Origin of the sequence: Microbacterium resistens (assembly GCF_031456305.1) — a bacterium.
In the GTDB taxonomy this organism is placed as follows: domain Bacteria; phylum Actinomycetota; class Actinomycetes; order Actinomycetales; family Microbacteriaceae; genus Microbacterium; species Microbacterium resistens_A.
On record NZ_JAVDUM010000003.1, the window covers coordinates 22,848 to 40,712 of the forward strand.

The 17,865-nt window shown below is 70.6% G+C and carries 15 protein-coding genes; 10 read left to right on the forward strand and 5 right to left on the reverse strand.

Annotated elements, in window-relative coordinates:
* Positions 1–63: 63 nt before the first annotated feature.
* The 3 genes from J2Y69_RS04010 to J2Y69_RS04020 all read right to left on the reverse strand — a co-directional run bounded on the left by J2Y69_RS04010 (position 64) and on the right by J2Y69_RS04020 (position 2,447).
* Complete coding sequence (locus J2Y69_RS04010) at positions 64–453, reverse strand: nuclear transport factor 2 family protein (RefSeq protein WP_310017816.1); 390 nt, start codon at positions 451–453, stop codon at positions 64–66.
* Between the two features lie 49 nt (positions 454–502).
* Complete coding sequence (locus J2Y69_RS04015) at positions 503–1,315, reverse strand: MoaF C-terminal domain-containing protein (protein ID WP_310017817.1); 813 nt, start codon at positions 1,313–1,315, stop codon at positions 503–505.
* Positions 1,316–1,490: 175 nt separating this feature from the next.
* Positions 1,491–2,447, reverse strand: a complete 957-nt coding sequence (locus J2Y69_RS04020; RefSeq protein WP_310017819.1) for an AraC-like ligand-binding domain-containing protein — start codon at positions 2,445–2,447, stop codon at positions 1,491–1,493.
* 165 nt (positions 2,448–2,612) lie between these two features.
* Between J2Y69_RS04020 and J2Y69_RS04025 the strand changes: the two genes are divergently transcribed.
* Positions 2,613–3,758: a DUF998 domain-containing protein gene (locus tag J2Y69_RS04025; protein WP_310017821.1), complete on the forward strand. Its 1,146-nt coding sequence runs from the start codon at positions 2,613–2,615 to the stop codon at positions 3,756–3,758.
* Here J2Y69_RS04025 and J2Y69_RS04030 read toward each other — a convergent pair whose 3' ends face one another.
* Positions 3,759–5,513: an FAD-binding protein gene (locus tag J2Y69_RS04030; RefSeq protein WP_310017822.1), complete on the reverse strand. Its 1,755-nt coding sequence runs from the start codon at positions 5,511–5,513 to the stop codon at positions 3,759–3,761.
* A 78-nt stretch (positions 5,514–5,591) separates the two neighbouring features.
* On the opposite strand from J2Y69_RS04030, the gene J2Y69_RS04035 reads away from it, so the two are divergent.
* On the forward strand, positions 5,592–6,521 hold the full coding sequence (locus J2Y69_RS04035; protein ID WP_310017824.1) for a LysR family transcriptional regulator: 930 nt from the start codon (positions 5,592–5,594) through the stop codon (positions 6,519–6,521).
* A 118-nt stretch (positions 6,522–6,639) separates the two neighbouring features.
* On the opposite strand, the gene J2Y69_RS04040 is transcribed toward J2Y69_RS04035, so the two are convergent.
* The gene (locus J2Y69_RS04040) at positions 6,640–9,456 is read right to left on the reverse strand and encodes an FAD-binding and (Fe-S)-binding domain-containing protein (protein ID WP_310017826.1); all 2,817 of its coding nucleotides are present in this window, start codon (positions 9,454–9,456) and stop codon (positions 6,640–6,642) included.
* A gap of 152 nt (positions 9,457–9,608) precedes the next feature.
* On the opposite strand from J2Y69_RS04040, the gene J2Y69_RS04045 reads away from it, so the two are divergent.
* Genes J2Y69_RS04045 through J2Y69_RS04080 form a run of 8 tightly spaced genes read left to right on the forward strand, consistent with a single transcriptional unit; the run spans position 9,609 to position 17,864 of the window.
* Positions 9,609–10,457, forward strand: a complete 849-nt coding sequence (locus J2Y69_RS04045; protein ID WP_310017827.1) for a MurR/RpiR family transcriptional regulator — start codon at positions 9,609–9,611, stop codon at positions 10,455–10,457.
* Positions 10,458–10,500: 43 nt separating this feature from the next.
* Positions 10,501–12,132 carry an ABC transporter substrate-binding protein gene (locus tag J2Y69_RS04050; RefSeq protein WP_310017829.1) on the forward strand — a complete coding sequence of 544 codons (1,632 nt, stop codon included), beginning with the start codon at positions 10,501–10,503 and terminating at the stop codon, positions 12,130–12,132.
* Positions 12,133–12,145: 13 nt separating this feature from the next.
* On the forward strand, positions 12,146–13,078 hold the full coding sequence (locus tag J2Y69_RS04055) for an ABC transporter permease (protein ID WP_310017831.1): 933 nt from the start codon (positions 12,146–12,148) through the stop codon (positions 13,076–13,078).
* Complete coding sequence (locus tag J2Y69_RS04060; protein WP_310017833.1) at positions 13,075–13,923, forward strand: ABC transporter permease; 849 nt, start codon at positions 13,075–13,077, stop codon at positions 13,921–13,923. Before J2Y69_RS04055 ends, J2Y69_RS04060 begins: the two co-directional genes overlap by 4 nt.
* Before the next feature lie 2 nt (positions 13,924–13,925).
* Positions 13,926–14,984, forward strand: coding sequence for a glutamate cyclase domain-containing protein (locus J2Y69_RS04065; RefSeq protein WP_310017836.1), 1,059 nt, complete (start codon positions 13,926–13,928; stop codon positions 14,982–14,984).
* Positions 14,981–16,090, forward strand: coding sequence for an aminotransferase class V-fold PLP-dependent enzyme (locus J2Y69_RS04070; RefSeq protein WP_310017838.1), 1,110 nt, complete (start codon positions 14,981–14,983; stop codon positions 16,088–16,090). Before J2Y69_RS04065 ends, J2Y69_RS04070 begins: the two co-directional genes overlap by 4 nt.
* A complete protein-coding gene (locus J2Y69_RS04075) occupies positions 16,090–16,821 on the forward strand; it encodes a KDGP aldolase (protein ID WP_310017840.1) in 732 nt (243 codons plus the stop codon). Before J2Y69_RS04070 ends, J2Y69_RS04075 begins: the two co-directional genes overlap by 1 nt.
* A complete protein-coding gene (locus tag J2Y69_RS04080) occupies positions 16,818–17,864 on the forward strand; it encodes an FGGY family carbohydrate kinase (protein ID WP_310017843.1) in 1,047 nt (348 codons plus the stop codon). Before J2Y69_RS04075 ends, J2Y69_RS04080 begins: the two co-directional genes overlap by 4 nt.
* Position 17,865: the final 1 nt, after the last annotated feature.

Here is a 17,865-nt window from a genome sequence, read left to right on the forward strand (position 1 = left end):
GATTCCTGCCTCTCGGAAGGGCGAGGTCTCCCTCGCCGTGGGGGTGCATGGTGGGCGGTGCCCTCAGTCGCGGATCGCGCGACCGACGAGCTCCGTGTCCGTGAACTGCTCGAAGGCGACGGCCTTGCCGTCGCGGAGGCGCCACACGTGGGCGACGCGCGCCACGAAGAAGCGGCCCGTCGCCTTGTAGGTGCCGCTGTAGGTGCCGATGGCGATGACCGCCTCGCCGGCGTCGAAGACCTCGTCGATCGCGACCATGTAGTCGTCCCAGTCGGCCTGGATGCGGGAGAAGACGTTCTCGGCCACGGCCGCGGGACCGATGTAGGTGCCCGCATAGGGGAAGCCGGCGGCCTCGGTCCAGCGGATCCCCTCGTCGAGGGGTGCGAGCATCCCCGCGAGGTCGCCCCGCTCGCTGGCGGCGTAGTGGGCGCGGATGATGTCGGCGTTGCTCATGTCTCTCCTCGGATCGGGGCTGATCGTGTCTGGTCTGGTCTGCGGATGGTCAGACGGGCTGGGCGTCGGGGTAGGTGACGGAGCCGAGGGGGTAGATGTGGCCGCCGGCGCGGGAGTGCTCGGCGGAGCCGTCGCCGGCGAGGCCGAGGAAGACGCCGGTGGTCATCAGCTGGTAGCCGAGGTCGTGCAGCCACACGCTCGCGACGGCGATCCGGAACTCGCGGAAGCAGAACAGGTACAGACCGTCGGCGAACCTCCACACCGTGGACAGGTCCATGTCGCCGTGTCCGCGCTGCACGCCCTCCAGGCACTGCCAGGCGTAGCGCTGGCTGGAGATGTAGACGTGCTCGTACAGGTGGTGCGGGCTGTAGCGGTAGACGTTCCGCTTGCCGATGAGGTCGCGGCTGGGGCCTGGCGTCTCGCCGGTCGGCTCCCCGCCGTCGGTGGTCGCCGCCCAGAAGTCCTGTCCGACCTGGGGGACGCCCTCGACCGCCTCGGCGGCGATGCGGGAGCGGACGACGGTCGCACGGTGGCTCGTCGTGGAGTAGACGACCGTGAGGGACTCCCGCTCCCTGCTCTCCAGCGGGAGGTTCACGAAGACGACGTCGGCGCGAACGGCCACGGCGTCATAGGGATCGATGCCGGAGGCGCCGAGGCCCTCCCAGGCGACGCGGTCGCCGTCGAAGCGCAGCGTCAGTGCGGAGCCGTCGTCCAGGGAGAGAGCGAGCGCGGTCCCGTCGAGGTCGACGCCGGGAAGTCGGAACGTGTCGATCCCGGCGGCGAACTCGTCATAGGTGCGCCAGGTGTCGAGCGCCGGATCCAGCACTGGATCGGTCGCGGGGTCGGTGGTGGTATCGGTCATTCGGCGGGACTCCTTCGGCCCTGCCCCGCGGTGTTGCAGGGCGTGTGCCCCATGCTCTGCCGCGTCGGATCACACCCTCAAGGGATCCAGGGCGATCGCGCGCCGACAGACAACCGCCGTGCCCGCACGGGCAAGGGCGGCGGACGCGCGACATCTCGCCGCGCGGGAGGCGACGTCAGCGGGACGCGCGATACTCGCTGGGGGAGACGCCGTAGGCGGTCTTGAACGCGCGGCTGAAGTGGGCGGCGTCCACGAAGCCCCATCGTGCGGCGATGGCGGCGACGGAGCGGTCGGCGAGCATCGGGTCCAGCAGATCGCGCCGGCACCGCTCCAGACGCCGGGAGCGGATCCAGGTCGACACGGTCGTCCCCTGCTCCTGGAAGAGCCCGTGCAGATGCCGGGTGGAGATGAAGTGCGCCGCCGCGATCATCGACGGACCGAGGTCGGTCGAGGCGAGGTTGCGGTCGATGTACCCGCGGATGCGGTGGATGAGTGCGCGATGGGGGTCGGCGGAGGCCTCGTCGAGGCCGAGCTCGCGGGTGAAGACCGTGGAGACGAGATCGAGCGCGCTGTGGGCGAGCCGGGCGCCGGTGGAGCCGGCGAGCTGGTCGAGGTTCCCCGCGAGCTGGCGGAGATAGGGCACGACCATCCCGCCCAGGCCCTCCTGCCCGGAGATCCGCACCGCGGTGAGCTGCCCCACCATCTCCGGCGGAAGGCTCAGCAGGTGCTTCGGGAACATCACGACCATGGTGCGGAAGTCCTGGTCGAACACGAGCGAGTAGGGGCGCTCGGTGTCATACACCGCCAGGTCGCCGGGGGACAGGACCGCCTCGCGGTCGTCCTGGATGAGCAGGCCGGTGCCGGCGAGCATCAGCGAGACCTTGAAGTAGGGGCGGTCGCCGCGCGCGATGAGCTCCGGCGTGCGCTCCACGACGTGGGAGGTCGCGCGGAGATCGGTCACGCGCACCTCGTCGACCGACGCTCCGCGCAGGACCCCGCGAAAGCGGTCAGGCCCGTCGGCGCTGACCTGGAGCGGGACGAAGGAGTCGGACACGGCGGAGCGGAACTCGCTGATGCTGCGCGCGATCAGGGTCGAGACCGACTCGGCGGGTGCGGAAGGGGCATCGATCACGGCTGATCACCTCGGGTGGGGGAGCGACGACGTTGTATACGATCCGTTCCGGCATGGTATCACCGCGGCGGGACGACTGTCTCCTGTGCCCGCGCGCTGTGCGGCCACAGGGCCGCGCTCTACAGTGGGGGACGGAGGCGGCCGGCGGATCCGGCCGGAGTGCGGATGCGCGACTGGATGAGGGCGCAGGCCCGGCATGTCCGCGAGACCCTGGCAGCGCTGCGGACCCCTGCGCGCTCGACCCAGACCCTCGAGTCCATCGCGCTGCTGGTCGGCGCCGCCGCGTTCGCCGTGGGGTTCCCGCTGTCGTATCTGCTGTTCGTCGGGCGTCGTCTGGAGATCAGCGGCGAGGGGTCGATCGGCTGGTACGCCGCGTCCGGCGGGGCGGTCGTGACCGTGGCGGCGTTCGTCCTCGGCCGGATCGCGGTGCGTCCGGTCGCGCCGTCGCCGGACGAGCCGCGGGACGGCTTCAGCGTCCCTGGAGACCGGTTGCGCTGGTACGACCTCGCCGCGGTGGCCGCCGCCTATGCCGCGATCGCGCTGCTCGGCTGGCTCGGGATCGCCGAGCTCCTCGCGCTGAGCTTCACCGACGCGCCGGTGTTCGCTTTCCCCGGATCGCTCCTCGTGGCCGTGGCGTTCGCGGTGACCGGCTACGTCGCGTTCCTCGCCTCGACGGAGCTGCGCCCGATGTCGCTGTCCCTGGGGCTCGCGATCTTCCTCGTGGTGGGTGCCTTCGCCAGCATGCTCACCTCGAGCGATGCGCACTGGTGGCAGGACAACCTCTCGGCTCTCGGGATGACCACCAACCGCTCCTCCTCGGTGTTCAACCTCACGCTGATCCTCTCCGGGATCATCGTGGCCACGATCGCCAGGTATGCCACGGCCGGGCTCCCGGTGGGGGAGCAACAGCAGCGGCGGGGGAGGCTCCTGGTCCGCATCGGGCTCATCCTCATCGGCCTCCTGCTCGCCACGGTCGGAGTGTTCCCGGTGGACGAGTTCTTCCTGCTGCACACCGGCGCCGCCATCGGCATGGCGGTGTCCTTCGGCGCGGTCGTGATCGGTCTGCCCTGGCTCCTGCCGACGCTGCCGCGGGTGTTCTTCGGCCTCGGATACCTGTACGTCGCGGTGATCCTGCTGCTGTCGGCGTTCTTCGCGGTCGGCTACTACAACCTCACCGCCGTGGAGCTGATCGCCGCCGTGCTGATCTTCAGCTGGATCATCGTCTTCCTGCGCACCGCGGCGAGCGCCGCCGTGCCCGCCGCGCCGGGGACCGCGGACGTCGGGGACGCCGCGGCCCGCGCGCGGGCCTGATCACTCGACGAGCTTGCCCGTGGTGTCGACCTCCCGCATGAGGGCGGCGATCTCCTCGGGGACAGGTGGGATCGCCTCCCGGACGACGCCGGTCCCGGGCGACCAGACGAGGTTGACCTGCAGCGCGGGATCCAGCTCCGGGTAGTCGCGGCGGTTGTGGCAGCCGCGGGTCTCCCGGCGTTCGAGAGCGGCCTCCAGCGTCGCCCGCGCGGCGAGGGCGGAGGAGCGCAGGTCGAAGGCGTGGGCCAGGTCCTGGAACCCCGCGAGATCGGGATGGATGCCGACGGCCCGCATCCGTGCCTCGATCGCGTCGAGCTCGGCGAGTCCTGCCCGCAGCCCCTCCTCGTCGCGGACGACGCCGGCGTGCGCGGTCATCGTGTCGCGGATCGCGCGCTGCAGCGCCCGGACGTTCTCGGGTCCGTCCGCCGCGAGCAGCGCGTCGATCTCCGACCTCGCCTGCTCGACCGCGGCGGCGGAGCGGCGGGGCGCCTCGATGTCCCGCGCCCTCGACGCCGCCGCGCGGCCGACGATCCGCCCGAAGACCAGCAGCTCGATGAGGGAGTTCCCACCGAGCCGGTTGGCGCCGTGGAGGCCGCTGGAGGCCTCGCCGATCGCGTAGAGCCCGTCGACGTCGGTGCGGTGGTCCTCCGGATGCACCCACACGCCGCCCATCGAGTAGTGAGCAGTCGGGGCGATCTCCATCGGCTCCTTCGTGATGTCGCGCATCTGCAGCTCGAGCATCGTCTGGTAGACGCGGGGGAGGCGGCTCATGATCGTCTCGCGGGGGAGGTGGGAGACGTCGAGCCAGACGCCGCCGCGGGGCGTGCCGCGACCTTCGGCGATCTCGGTGAAGGCCGCGAGGGCGACCCGGTCGCGGGTGGAGAGCTCCATCCGCTCGGGGTCGTAGCGCTCCATGAAGCGCTCGCCGAGCGCGTTGCGGAGGACTCCGCCCTCGCCGCGCGCCGCCTCGGAGATGAGCGTGCCCGCCGCGTCCTCCGGCTCGATGATCCCGGACGGGTGGAACTGCACGAGCTCGGGGTCGCGGATACGGCCGCCCGCCTCGACGGCGAGACGGAAGGAGTCGCCGGTGTTCTCGTCGCGACGGGACGAGGTGCGTCGCCAGATGCGGTTGTGCCCGCCGGCGGCGAGGATCACCGCGTCGGCGCGGATGAGGTAGCGGGTGCCGTCGAGGAGGTCGAAGCCGTAGGCGCCGAACACGGTGCCGTCGTCGACGAGGAGGCGCGTGATGTAGACGGTGTCGAGGATCGGGATGCGCAGCTCCTCGGCGCGGTCGACGAGCGTGCGCTGGATCTCGAGCCCCGTGTAGTCGCCGGCGAAGGCGGTGCGGCGGAAGGTGTGCGCCCCGAAGAAGCGCTGCGAGATGCGGCCGTCCGCTTCGCGGGCGAAGTTCATCCCGTATCGCTCCAGGTCCCGGATGCCCTCCTCCGCCCCCTGCGCGACGATCTGCACCGTGCGGGGGTCGGCGAGGAGGTAGCTCTCCTTGATGGTGTCGGCGGCGTGCTGCTGCCAGGTGTCGGCGGGGTCCATGGTGCCGAGCGCCGCGTTGATGCCGCCGGCGGCGAGGGAGGTGTGGGCGTCCTGACGGGGGCGCTTGCCCACCGCGACCACGTCGACGCCCTGCTCGGCCGCCTCGATGGCGGCCCTGAGCCCTGAGCCGCCGGTGCCGATCACGAGGACGGCGGTGGTGACGAGGCGCTCGCCGCGTGGCGAGCCGGGGGTGCGCTTTTCAGTCATGCGCTCCACGGTAGGAGCGTCTCGCGCATTACTCCAATGCATAATGCTGGTCGTTTCAATGCGGCTATGCTATGAAACATGAACCTCGAACAGCTCCGCGGCTTCGTCGAGGTCGCCAGGACAGGCAGCTTCACCCGGGCGGCCGCCGACCTGCACCTGGCCCAGCCGTCCCTCAGCAGGCAGATCTCGACCCTGGAGCGCGAGCTGGGCTCCGGCCTCTTCCATCGCGCGAGGGGCAACATCGCGCTGACCGCCGCCGGGGAGACCCTGCTGCCGTACGCCCGGCGCATGCTGGCCGACGCCGACGCGGTGCGCCAGGAGATGGACGAGATCGCGGGGCTCCGGCGGGGACGGGTGCGCCTCGGCGCGCCGCCGTCCCTGTGCGCGAGCATCGTGACCGAGGTGCTGGCCGCCTTCCGCGCGGCGCACCCCGGGATCGAGATCGAGATCACGGAGCGCGGGTCCCGCGGCCTCATCGCCGCCCTCGGCGAGGGCGCGCTGGACCTCGCCCTGGTGACGTCGTCGGACGACGCGTCCGCGGCGCCGGTGAGCCTCGCGCGCATGGCGCTGCTCACCGAGGAGCTGGTCGTGGTGTCCGCGGCCTCCCATCCGCCCCTCATCGGACGCGGTCCGCTGACCCTCGCGGACGTCGCGCGGCTCCCGCAGATCGCCTTCCCGCGCAGCTACGACCTGCGTCTGACGACGGACGCGGCCTATGCGGACGCAGGGCTCGTGCCGTCGATCGTCGTGGAGGGGCCGGAGATGGACGCGGTGCTGCGGTTCGTCGAGCGCGGCGTCGGCGTCGCGGTCGTGCCGGCGATGGTGAGCCTGGGGCGTGACGAGCTCCGGACCACATCGCTCGCCTCGCCGCGGCTGACCCGGACCGTGGGACTCGCCCACCGCGCCGACGTGCGGCCGACCCGCGCGGCGGCGGCCATGCGGGAGACGATCGTGGCGACGGCGGACGCGCTCGCCGCGGCCGGCGCCTTCGTCACCCGCGCCGACTGACGGCCCGGCCGGTTCACCCCGGCTCTGGGCGGGCCATTTGCATGGCCGAATCCCACCTGCATGGCCGGACCCCCGGACTCCTCCCGCCATCCGGGCCGGAAGCCTGCAAACGTACCGGTCAGCGGGCGGCGGACGCGGCTGCGAGCACCTCGATGATGCCGCGATAGGGACGATCGGTCGCGCGGCTCATCCCGAGCTCGCACGCGCGGTTGCAGGACGCATGCAGCTCGGCGTCGGCCGCGCGGACCTCCGCCGCCTCCTGAGCCGTCGCCGAGGCGGTGAGCTCGGGATGCAGCATCCCGCGATCGCCTGCGAAGGCGCAGCAGCCCCAGGACTCCGGGACGTGCACGGTCTCGGCCACCGCGCCCGCGAGCTCCAGAAGCGCGGGGGTGGAGCCGAGATGGGTGGACGAGCACGTCGGGTGCACGGAGAGGGAGGCGGCCTTCGGGAGATCGCCGAGCGCCGGGAGCACGCGGTCGCGCAGGAACTCCACGCCGTCCACGATTCGCAGGGGCACGGAGGTCTCCGCGTCCCGGAGCAGTCCGATGAACCCCTCGGTGCAGGACGACGCGTCGCAGACCACGGGCAGCTCCCCGTCGCGGGAGGCGGTGAGGACCGCGGCGACCACGCGTTCTTGCATACGCGCCTTGCCCGGACGATATCCCTTGGACGACCACGGCGTGCCGCAGCAGAGGGAGTCGATGTCCTCCGGGATGTGCAGGACGACGCCGGCGTCGGCGCACAGGTCCTGGAAGCTCCGCTGGAGGCCGGGGCCGTCGCCGGCCGGGCCGAACATCGCGCTCTGGCACGACGGCAGGTAGACCGCGTCCGCGCCCGCCGCGGGGGAGGAGACGGCGACGGATCCGCGCCGGGTGCCGCCGCCGGGGAGGTCCTCGGTCCAGAGCGGGATCGTGTCGGCGCCGAGCACGGCCCTGGCCGCGGTGTTGGCGGCGGTGACCAGGGGTGCAGGCATCGCCTTGGCGACCGAGAGTGCGGCGGCGGCGGCACGGGTGGTCGTTCCCCAGTGGCCCGCGGCGGTGTTCCAGACCGCGGCGGCCGGCGCCTTGGTCTGCTCGGCGCGGAGGCGGCGCACCAGGTCGCCGGTGTTGATCAGCACCGGGCACGCGGTCTGGCACATCCCGTCGACGGCGCAGGTGTCGATCCCGTCGTAGCGGTACGCCTGGTCGAGCTCGGCGGCGAGCGTGTCATCGCCGTCCTCCCTGGCCTGCGCGGCGGCGCGCCGGACGACGATCCGCTGACGGGGCGTGAGCGTGAGGTCGCGGCTCGGGCAGACCGGCTCGCAGTAGCCGCACTCGACGCAGCGGTCGACCTCCTCCTCCACCTGCACGGCGACCTTGATGTCGCGGAGGTGCGCCTCGTCGTCTCCGCTCAGCAGGACCCCGGGGTTGAGGATTCCCGCGGGGTCGCAGGCCTGCTTGATCTCCTGCATCACGGCGTAGAGGTCATCGCCGTACTGCCGACGGACGAACGGGGCCATCGCCCGGCCGGTGCCGTGCTCGGCCTTCAGGACGCCGCCCTGACCGAGGACGAGGTCCACCATGTCGTCGGTGAAGCGGGCGAGCCGCTCCTTCCCCTCGGGGGTGTCGAAGCGGTCGGTGATCATGAAGTGGATGTTGCCGTCCTTGGCGTGTCCGAAGACGACGGAGCCCTCGTAGCCGTGCACGGCGAACAGGTCCGTCAGCGCGGAGCAGGTGTCGGCGAGGCGCTCGACGGGGACGGCGATGTCCTCCAGCAGCGCGGTCGTGCCGGAGGGGCGGGCGCCGGCGATGGTCGTGTACAGGCCCTTCCGGATCTGCCAGAGCCCGGCCCTCGTCGACGGATCGCTCGTGAAGGCCGCGCCGATCGTCAGGGGGAGCGAGGGGAGGAGCATCTCGGCGGTGGCGACCCGTGCGGCGAGCGTCTCCTCGTCCGGCTCCTGGTACTCGACGAGGAGGGCGGTGTGGGCATCGACCGTGAGGTCGGCGATCCCGCCGGCGGGATCCGGGGTGGTCTGCGCGACGCGCAGGCTCGCCGCGTCCATGAGCTCGATCGCGGCGGGGTCCGTCGCGACGAGGGCGGGCAGCGCCTCGGTCGCGGCACGCAGCGTCGGGAAGATCAGCAGCGCCGTGCTCGCGCGCGGGTGCGCGGGGACCGTCCGGAACACGGCCTCGGCGACGAAGCCGAGCGTGCCCTCGCTCCCCACGAGGAGGTGCGCGAGGATGTCCACGGGCCGGTCGAAGTCCAGCAGCGCGTTGACGCCGTACCCCATCGTGTTCTTGATCGAGAACAGCCGGCGGATGGTCTCGACCGACGCGTCGTCCGCGCGCACGCGGTCGCGGAGGGCGAGGAGCGTGGAGTGGAGCTCCGGGCGCGCCGTCCGCAGCCGCTCGTCCGCGTCGGGGGCCGCGGTGTCCAGCGCCGTGCCGTCGGCGAGCACGATCCGCATCGATGCGATGGTGCGGTAGGTGTTCCGCTCGGTCCCGCAGGACATCCCGCTGGAGTTGTTGGCGACGACGCCGCCGATCGTGCAGGCGATCTCGCTCGCAGGGTCGGGGCCCAGCTTGCGTCCGTGCCGTGCGAGCCGCGCGTTGACCTGACGCACGGTCGCCCCGGGCTGGACCCGGACGGTCGCGCCGTCGTCCTCGACCGTGATGCGGCGGAAGGAGCGGCGCGTATCGATCTGCACGCCGTCCGCGCTCGCCTGGCCGCTGAGGCTCGTCCCGCCGGAGCGGAAGGACACGGGGGCGCCCGCTTCGTTCGCCGCGGCGAGGACCCGGGCGACGGCGTCCTCGTCCTCGGCGACGACCACGGCGCGGGGGAGGAGGAGGTAGTGCGAGGCGTCGTGGGCGACGGCGTGGACGTCGATCGCCCTGTCGCGGACGGCGTCGTGACCCAGCAGGTCGCGCAGGCGTTCGATCAACGGGTCCGTGGTCATGGGATGTCTCCTTGCTTCGAACGTCCGCTTCGAGACTATCGGCGCCGGATGCCTGTTGACTTCGTGGCCGGGAGTCGCTAGCTTCGCCGCATGGAGTAAAACTTCAGTATCAGGATAATCATATGAAGTTTTCCGGCGATAGGGGATTCCGAATGAATGGTGTGCTGGTTCGACTGCGGGAGGTCTCCGGCGATGTGGGTGCCGCGGAGCAGCGGGCGGTGGAGTTCATCCTCGACAATGCCGAGTACGTCATGCGGCACCCGCTGAACGAGGTCTCGGAGGCGTGCGAGGTCGGCGAGGCGACGATCATCCGACTCTGCCGCCGGGTCGAGCTGACGGGATTCCGTGAGCTGCGGATGGCGCTCGCCCAGGACCAGGTCGGTGAGACGGCTCCTGCGATCCACGAGGACGTGCTGCACACCGACGACGACGCCACGTTGCTGGCGAAGGTCTTCGCCTCGTTCGCCAACGCGCTCGCCGACACGCTCAGCGTGGTCGACATCGAGCAGTTCTCCCGCGCGGTGGAGACGGTCTCCGTCGCGCGCAGCATCAACTTCTTTGGGTTCGGGGCCTCCGGCGCGACCGCCGAGAGCGCGCACTTCCGCTTCATGCGGCTGGGGATGCCGAGCTATGTGCTGACCGACGTCGCTGCCCAGCTCAGCCGGGTGACGATGCTCGGACCGGGGGACGTCGTCGTCGCGATCTCCCACTCCGGCCACACGCGCGACCTCGTTTTCGCCGTGGAGAGTGCCCGAGCCAAGGGCGCGACGGTGATCGCCGTCACGCAGTACGGCCGCAACGAGCTCGCCTCCAGCGCCGACCTCACCCTGTCGACCTCCTCCGTCGAGACCGCATTCCGCTCAGAGGCCATGGCGTCCAGGGTGGCGCAGCACACGCTCCTGGACGCGCTGTTCGTGGCCGTCTCGCTCCCCCGATCCGAACAGGTGATCGCGGCGATCGAGGAGAACCACCGCCTCATTGAGGCGCTGCACGACAACTGAACCCGAGATCCAATTCACCGACCCGACCCGAAACGAGGAACCCATGCGACTCCTGAGGAATCGCCTGCTCGCCGTCAGCATCGTCGCTGCCGCGAGTCTGACCTTCGCCGGCTGCTCCGCCGCATCCGGCCCGACATCCGGCGGCTCGTCGACGCCGTCCGCCCAGACCGCATCGACCGAGAACCCAGTCTTCGCTCAGGCCGTGCAGATCACCTCCCTTGCACCGATGGGGAAGCAGCCCCAGGGATACCCATCGGGCTACGAGGCCGCGTTCGCGATCTACGACGGGCTGGTGCGCCTGGGTGCCGACATGACCTTCCAACCGGATCTCGCCGAGAGCTGGGAGACCTCGGCAGACGGTCTGACCTGGACGTTCCGGCTCAGGGAAGGAGTGACCTTCCACGATGGGGCGTCCTTCTCCTCGGCCAATGTGGTCGACTACTTCACGCGCATGCTCGACCCGGAGTACAACCTGTCCGCCTACAGCCTGTGGGCGCCGATCGCGTCCGTCGCTGCAGTCGACGCGAACACCGTCGCGATCACCACCAAGAAGCCCTATGCGGCGTTGCTGAATACCCTTGCCCACGGCTCCGCGTTGATCCCCAGCATCGAGCTCGTCGCGGCGGGCGAAGCGAAGGCGACGCTGGATGCTGTGGGGACCGGCGCCTACGAGCTCAAGACGTTCGAGCCGGGGAGCACTCTCGTGCTGGCAGCCAACGAGGACTACTTCGGTGAGAAGCCGCAGTACGAGACGATCACCTACAGCTATGTCGGGGACGCCTCCGGTCGCCTTGCCGGCCTCCAGGCCGGACAGGCCGACGTCGTCGGCAGTGTCCCGGTGGAGCAGGCCAAGGCGTTGGAGTCCTCGCCGCAGACGCGGGTGATCAGCTTCCCGGGCCTCCAGGCGTTCGGCATCGGGATGAGCCAGGCAAACCCCCTCCTCGCGGACCCGACCGTGCGGCAGGCGTTGAACGCGGCCGTCGACGTGGACGCGATCGTCAAGGCTGTGCTGCGCGGATTCGCGGAGCCGCTGACCTCGCCGCTTGCGGCTCGCACCAACGGGCACACGGACGTCGGGAAGCCGTCCTATGACAAGGACAAGGCGCTCTCGCTCCTGAAGGAGGCGGGCTTCCAAGCCGATGGCGAAGGGAAGCTCAGCAAGGACGGAAAGCCGTTCACGCTCCGTCTGCGCACCCCGGACGGCATGTATGCGAACGACGTCCTCGTCGCCCAGGCCGTTCAGGCCCAGCTTGCCGACCTCGGGATCGACGTCGAGATCCAGAAGGTTGACAAGTCCACCTTCTGGGCGGGCATCAAGGTGGCCAAGTCCGCCGTCGACTACGACCTGGTGCTGTTCGGCTTCAACCCTTCCCACGGGTCAGGGGCGCTGCAGCTCGACATCATGTACCGATCCAACCCGACCGAGGACGCCGTCAACGGCTGGAACTTCACCTGGTACTCGAATCCGGAGGCCGATGCTCTCATCGATCAGGCGATGACCACGGTCGACGTCGCGGCGCAGCAGAAGGCGATGGACGAGGCGCAGAAGATCGTCTGGGACGATGCACCGTACATCTGGCTCTACAGCCCGAACATCCTGGTCGGCTACAACGACAAGGCCGCGACGCCGGTGGTGCTGCCCGTGGGCTTTGTCCTCCCGTCGCGCACCTCCTGATCGGCGGACTCCCGTGCTGCGGTATCTCGTCTCCCGCGTGGTGATGCTGCTGGTCCAGGTCTTCCTGGTGCTCACCCTCGTCTTCGTCCTGTTCCGGGTGGCGCCCGGCGATCCCGCCGCGCTCATCCTCGGGCCGAACGCGACGGGCGAGCAGGTCGAGCTGCTGCGGACCAGGATGGGCCTGAACGACCCGATCCTCATGCAGTACCTGAACTACCTCGGGGGGCTCATCGTCGGCGACTTCGGGCAGTCGACCAGCTACTCGGCGCCCGTCATGCAGGTCGTTTTCGGCCGGATCCCCGCAACGCTCGCGCTGCTGGGATGCAGCCTGCTGCTGGCGGTGGGGGTGGGCGTATCCGCGGGGGTCTTCTCGGCGGTCCGTCCAGCCTCGCTTTTCTCGAAGGGCACCCTCCTGCTCTGGGTGCTGCTGCTGGCCGTGCCGAACTTCTGGCTCGGGATGATCCTCATCCAGCTCTTCGCCGTGCAGCTCGGATGGCTCCCGGCGATCGGCTCGGCGGGGCTTGCGGGCCTCGTCCTGCCGGCCGTCGCGGTGGCGGCGCGTCTCGTGGCCCTCATCGCGCGGCTCACCAGGGCCACGATGTTGGAGACGCTCGGCGAGGACTGCATGCGCACGGCGGCGGCGCGTGGGGTCTCGCCGGCGCGGATGGTGCTCGTGCACGCGTTGAAGCCAGCGGCACCGGCGATCCTGACGATGGTGGGCCTCCAGGCGGGGTATCTGCTCGGCGGTGCCGTGGTCGTGGAGAACCTCTTCTCCTACCCGGGAATGGGCCAGCTGCTGCTCGCCTCGGTCAGCCAGCGCGACTACACGCTGATGCAGGGGATCACGATCGTGTTCGTCTGCGGCTTCCTGCTCATCAACCTCGTCGTAGACCTGGTCTCGTCCCGGATCGATCCCCGCGTCCGGATCCTCGGAGGTGCCCGATGACCATGAACACGACAGCCGTGATGCTCGCCCGGCCGAAGCGGGCTGTGCCGGTCTCGCTCGTCGCCGGCGGCGTGATCCTCGGCTTCGTCGCCGTGATCGCGGCGTTGGCCGGCGTCCTCTCCCCAGCGTCACCGACGACGCAGGATCTGCTCGCCGCGTTGCAATCTCCTTCAGCCGCCCACCCCTTCGGCACCGACGCGCTGGGGAGGGACATTTTCTCCCGGGTCCTCCACGGGGCGCAGTACGAGCTCTCGGTTATCGTCCCCACCGTCTTGATCGTCGTCGTCGTCGGCGTCCCGATCGGCATCGTCGCGGCCTACCGGCGCGGGTTCGTGGACCGCCTCGTCTCCCTGGTGTCCGACTCGGTCCTCTCATTCCCCGCCATGGTCCTCGCGATCGTCCTCGTCGCCGTGATCGGCAACGGCTACCTCTCGATCGTCGTGACCATCGCCCTCACCCAGCTGCCGCAGATGGTCCGATATGCGCGCGGGTTCACCTCGTCGGTCGCAGGCGCGGACTACATCACCGCCTCGCGGGCCTCAGGGGCGCGCACGACGCTGACGCTCATCCGCCACGTTGTCCCGAACATCGCGGGGTCCGTGTTCGTGGTGGCGAGCCTGTTCGCCAGCGAGGTCCTGCTGATCGTCGCCGCCCTCGGTTTCCTCGGTATCGGCGTGCAGCCTCCGACGCCGGAGTGGGGAACCATGCTCAGTGAGGGCCGGCAGGACTTCATGGCATCGCCCCAAGTGATGCTCTTCCCCGGCCTCGCGATCGCCGTGATGATCCTGGGCTTCAATCTTCTCGGAGACGGTCTCCGAGACCTCGTGGACAAGAGGAACGCCTAACAGTGGCTACGCAGAAGGAGATCGCCGTGCAACAGGACGACTGGGAACAGGACCCGCGACACGATGCGGTGGGCGAGGTGCTCGACCGACTCGTCGCGAACGACATCACTGCGCGCGGCGTCCTGCCGGGTCTATATGAGGCGGCGTGCGTCGGGGAAGGTACCACCTCGCTGACGATGGCAGCGGCGCGCGCGCTCAGCGCGAGGGCCGAAGAGGGCAGAGCGGTGCTGATCTGCACCGGATGGCCGTCCAGGTCCTGGCTGATGGAGGGACTGACCGAGACGGACGGGCCTGCCGGCGCCGCCTACCTCGCCCGCTTCCTGGAGCAGACCCTCGGCCTCGTGCCGATCCTGGTCGTCGCCCCCGGGCTGGAGTCGTTCGCCGAGGCGGCGCTCCGGGGCGCCGGTCTCATCCTCGCCGATGTGGACACGGCGCTGCGGAGCAAGAGCGGTGCACACCGTGCGGCGGTCGCGGCGGTCCAGCCTCTCACGACGGACCCGGAACGCGCGCTCGCCGAGGCGGAGGAACTGCTGGATCGTCTCGACCCGGCGGCGATCATCGCGATCGAGATGCCGGGGGCGAATGCGGACGGTGAGTATCACAACGTGACGGCGCGGCTCGTCCCCTCGTCCCTGGTCGCAAAAGCTGACGCCCTGGTCCGCAGCGCGACGGCGCGAGACATTCTCACAGTCGGCATCGGCGACGGTGGCAATGAGCTGGGCATGGGGAACATCGCCGAGGCCGTCCGCCGGCTCCTGCCCCATGGTGACCGAATCTCCCCGGCGACGACGGTCGATCACCTCGTAGTCGGATCGGTCTCGAACTTCGGAGCACTCGGCGTCGGTGCGGCGCTCGCCGCGCTGCACGGGAGGCCCGAGCTGCTGCGCACGGTCGACCTTCAGCGGATCACCGATCGCCTGGCCGACGCCGGAGCGATCGACGGCCTCACCGCCTACGTCACAGCGAACAACGACGGGCTCCCCCCTGTCGGAACGCGCGCGCTCGTGGAGCTCGTCGCCACGGCGGTCGAGATGCACCTCGGAGGGTGGAACAAAGGATGACCGCCGGGCACTGGGCAGACCTCGGGCTCCCGAGAGTCGTGAACGCCGCCGGGAAGATGACCTATCTCGGCAGCGCGACCCTGTCGCCGGGGGTTGTCGCTGCGATGTCCGCCGCCGCTGTCGAGCCGGTCGAGATGGCAAGGCTCAAGCACGCCGCCGGGGCCAGGATCGCCGAGCTCATCGGCGCGGAGTCGGCGCAGGTCGTTTCCTCGGCGGCCTCCGGCATCGCGCTCGCGGTGGCCGCCGTGGTCGTGGGCCGGGACCTGTCCGCGATCGAGAGCGTCCCTGTGCCGGGCACGACCCGGCGCAGGGTGCTGCTGCAGAACGCGCACGCGGTGCACTTCGGGGCGCCGATCACCCAGATGGTCCGGCTCGGCGGCGGGCTGCCGGTTGAGGTGGGAAGCGCGAACCGCTGCACCCCCGCCCATCTGGCGGAGGCGATCGATGCCGACACCGCCGCGGTCCTGCACGTCGTGAGCCATCATGTGATGGCCGAATCCGAGGTGTCTCTCGAGGAGAGCATCGCGATCGCCCACGCAGCGGGCGTTCCGGTCATCGTGGATGCGGCCGCGGAGACCGATCTCCGTGGGTATGCGGGGTCCGGGGCCGACCTCGTGTGCTTCAGCGGGCACAAGGCGATCGGCGGGCCGACGGCCGGCGTCGTCGCCGGGAAGTCGGTGCTGGTCGCCTCCTGCGCTGCGCAGGAGGTGGGTATCGGGAGGGCGATGAAGGTCGGGAAGGAGACGATCGCCGGCGTGCTCGCCGCGGTCGAGGAGTATCTCCGAGTCCCCCCGGATCCGGAGGAGCTGCATGCCCGGCTCGCGTCGGTGGTCGAGGCGGCCGGAGACGGGCTGAGGGCCCGCTTCGAGGTCGTGCTCGACCCGACCCGACCGATCCCACGGCTCGTGATCGAGCCCTCCGATGACGCACATCTGACCGCCCGCGAGCTGGGCGACGTCCTGGAGATGGGGTCGCCGTCGATCCGCACGCGCAACCACGAGGCCGCCCGCGGTCGGATCGCTGTCGATCCGCGAGAGCTGACGGATGAAGATGCGCGCGAGGTCGGCAGGGCGCTTCGGCGCCTCCTCACCGGAGAGGAGAGCTGATGGCGTCCCCACGGATCTTGCTCAACGTCCAGACGAACGATGTCGAGGGCGCCCGTGCGGTGAGCGAGGCACATCCGGGCCGCATCGTCGTCGGGGTGCCGATGAAGGGCTTCGCGGATGTGGCAACGGCGGCGACGGTCGTTCGGGGCATGCACAAGGCCGGTGTGCTCATCTCCGCGGGGCTCGGCGACGGGGCTGCCGACCAGTGGGAGCGTGCGCACGGGCTCGCCGTCGAGACCCGTCCGTTCCATCTCAACCAGGTCTTCCCCGCGGCCGGGTACTCTCGCGGAGCGTTGCGGGCGGTAGGGGCGGAGACCATCGTCAACGCTCTCGTGCGCCCGGGGGATGCGCCGGGGCGGGTGGTCATCGGGACAGGCATCCACAGCGAGAAGCTCCGGCCTCATCCGCTGCCGGTCGAGCTCGCGGTGGCGCTTCTGAAGGACATCGGGGTCGATTCGGTGAAGTTCTTCCCGATGTCGGGACTGACGCGCCTCGACGACTACGCGGCGCTGGTCGATGCCGCGGCCCCCGCGGGATTCATGGTCGAGGCCACGGGCGGTCTCACGCCGGAGAACCTCGGTGCCGTGCTCCGGGTTTCGATCGGGGGAGGTGCGCAGCGGATCATGCCCCACCTCTACAGCTCGGTGAAGGTGCCGGGCACGGATCTCCTCGATCCGGAGCGGGTTGCCGCCGCGGTCGGAGTCATCGAGGCCGCCGAGGCAGCGTCATGACCGACGGGGTGATTTGCGCGCTGGACATCGGGTCGACGATGGTGAAGGGCGCGGTGCGCGACGGGGCGGGGACCGTGCACGCCCGAAGCAGCCTGCCGTATCCGCGGTCCGGCGATCACGACGCCGTCTGGACGGTGGTGACCGAGACGATTCGCCAGCTCAGCGCCGGGATCGAGCCCGAGGCGATCGTTGTCGCCGCGCAGATGGCCGGACTGTGTCTCCTGGACGACGACCGCCGGCCGCTCGGACCCCTCGTGCCCGGGGTCGACGTGCGCCGGACCGTCGGAGTCATGGACACCCGGCGATCCGGGGTGGCCAGCGGGCAGGGGAGCACGGCCGACGCGCTCCTCGGCGTCGCCCCCGCCATCCGTGATCGGGCGGGATTCATCGGTGGCGTCAAAGAGTTCGTCCTCGAACGGATGACCGGGCGCTGGATGACCGATCCGGCCTCGGCCTGCGCCACGGGTCTTTACGACATCGCGGCCGACGCGTGGTCGGGGGATGCCCTTGCGACGCTCGCGATCCCCGAGGGTCGGATGCCGGCAGTGCATCAGCCCGGGGAAGTGGTGGGTCTCCTCACGAATGAGGCGGCCGCGCGATGTGTTCTCTCTCCGGGGATCCCGGTGCTCTGCGGGCTCGGCGACGGGCCTGCGGCGAGTCTCTCGGCAGGAGCCGTCGGATGGGACGCGGTCTGCCTCTCGATCGGTACTACGACCGTGGCCCGTCTGCTCGGCGCGGGGCGACCGCCCGTCGTGGACGACGACTGGTTCACCGTGCGCGTCGCGCAGGGCTGGTGGGCGGTCGGTACCAGGATGTTGTCCTCTGTCCCTGAGGCCGATGTCCGGGTCCTGGAGAAGGTGTGCGGCCGACTCGACATCCACCGGGTCATCGCGATCGGTGGAGCAGCCGCCGGTCGGACCGAGATCGCGGGCATCCCCGTCGAGCAGATACCCCGCGACGTGGCCGATGGCACCTGCGGCGTCGACGCAGTCGCCCGTGGGCGGGCACTGGACCGGGTGTGCACAGGAGCGAAGGGAGGATGAC

Coding starts and splice junctions, on each gene's coding strand:
- J2Y69_RS04080 (WP_310017843.1), top strand. CDS start 16,818: ATGACCGACGGGGTGATTTGCGCGCTGGACATCGGGTCGACGATGGTG.
- J2Y69_RS04035 (WP_310017824.1), top strand. CDS start 5,592: ATGAACCTCGAACAGCTCCGCGGCTTCGTCGAGGTCGCCAGGACAGGC.
- J2Y69_RS04075 (WP_310017840.1), top strand. CDS start 16,090: ATGGCGTCCCCACGGATCTTGCTCAACGTCCAGACGAACGATGTCGAG.
- J2Y69_RS04060 (WP_310017833.1), top strand. CDS start 13,075: ATGACCATGAACACGACAGCCGTGATGCTCGCCCGGCCGAAGCGGGCT.
- J2Y69_RS04030 (WP_310017822.1), bottom strand. CDS start 5,513: ATGACTGAAAAGCGCACCCCCGGCTCGCCACGCGGCGAGCGCCTCGTC.
- J2Y69_RS04045 (WP_310017827.1), top strand. CDS start 9,609: ATGAATGGTGTGCTGGTTCGACTGCGGGAGGTCTCCGGCGATGTGGGT.
- J2Y69_RS04010 (WP_310017816.1), bottom strand. CDS start 453: ATGAGCAACGCCGACATCATCCGCGCCCACTACGCCGCCAGCGAGCGG.
- J2Y69_RS04070 (WP_310017838.1), top strand. CDS start 14,981: ATGACCGCCGGGCACTGGGCAGACCTCGGGCTCCCGAGAGTCGTGAAC.
- J2Y69_RS04040 (WP_310017826.1), bottom strand. CDS start 9,456: ATGACCACGGACCCGTTGATCGAACGCCTGCGCGACCTGCTGGGTCAC.
- J2Y69_RS04015 (WP_310017817.1), bottom strand. CDS start 1,315: ATGACCGATACCACCACCGACCCCGCGACCGATCCAGTGCTGGATCCG.
- J2Y69_RS04050 (WP_310017829.1), top strand. CDS start 10,501: ATGCGACTCCTGAGGAATCGCCTGCTCGCCGTCAGCATCGTCGCTGCC.
- J2Y69_RS04025 (WP_310017821.1), top strand. CDS start 2,613: ATGCGCGACTGGATGAGGGCGCAGGCCCGGCATGTCCGCGAGACCCTG.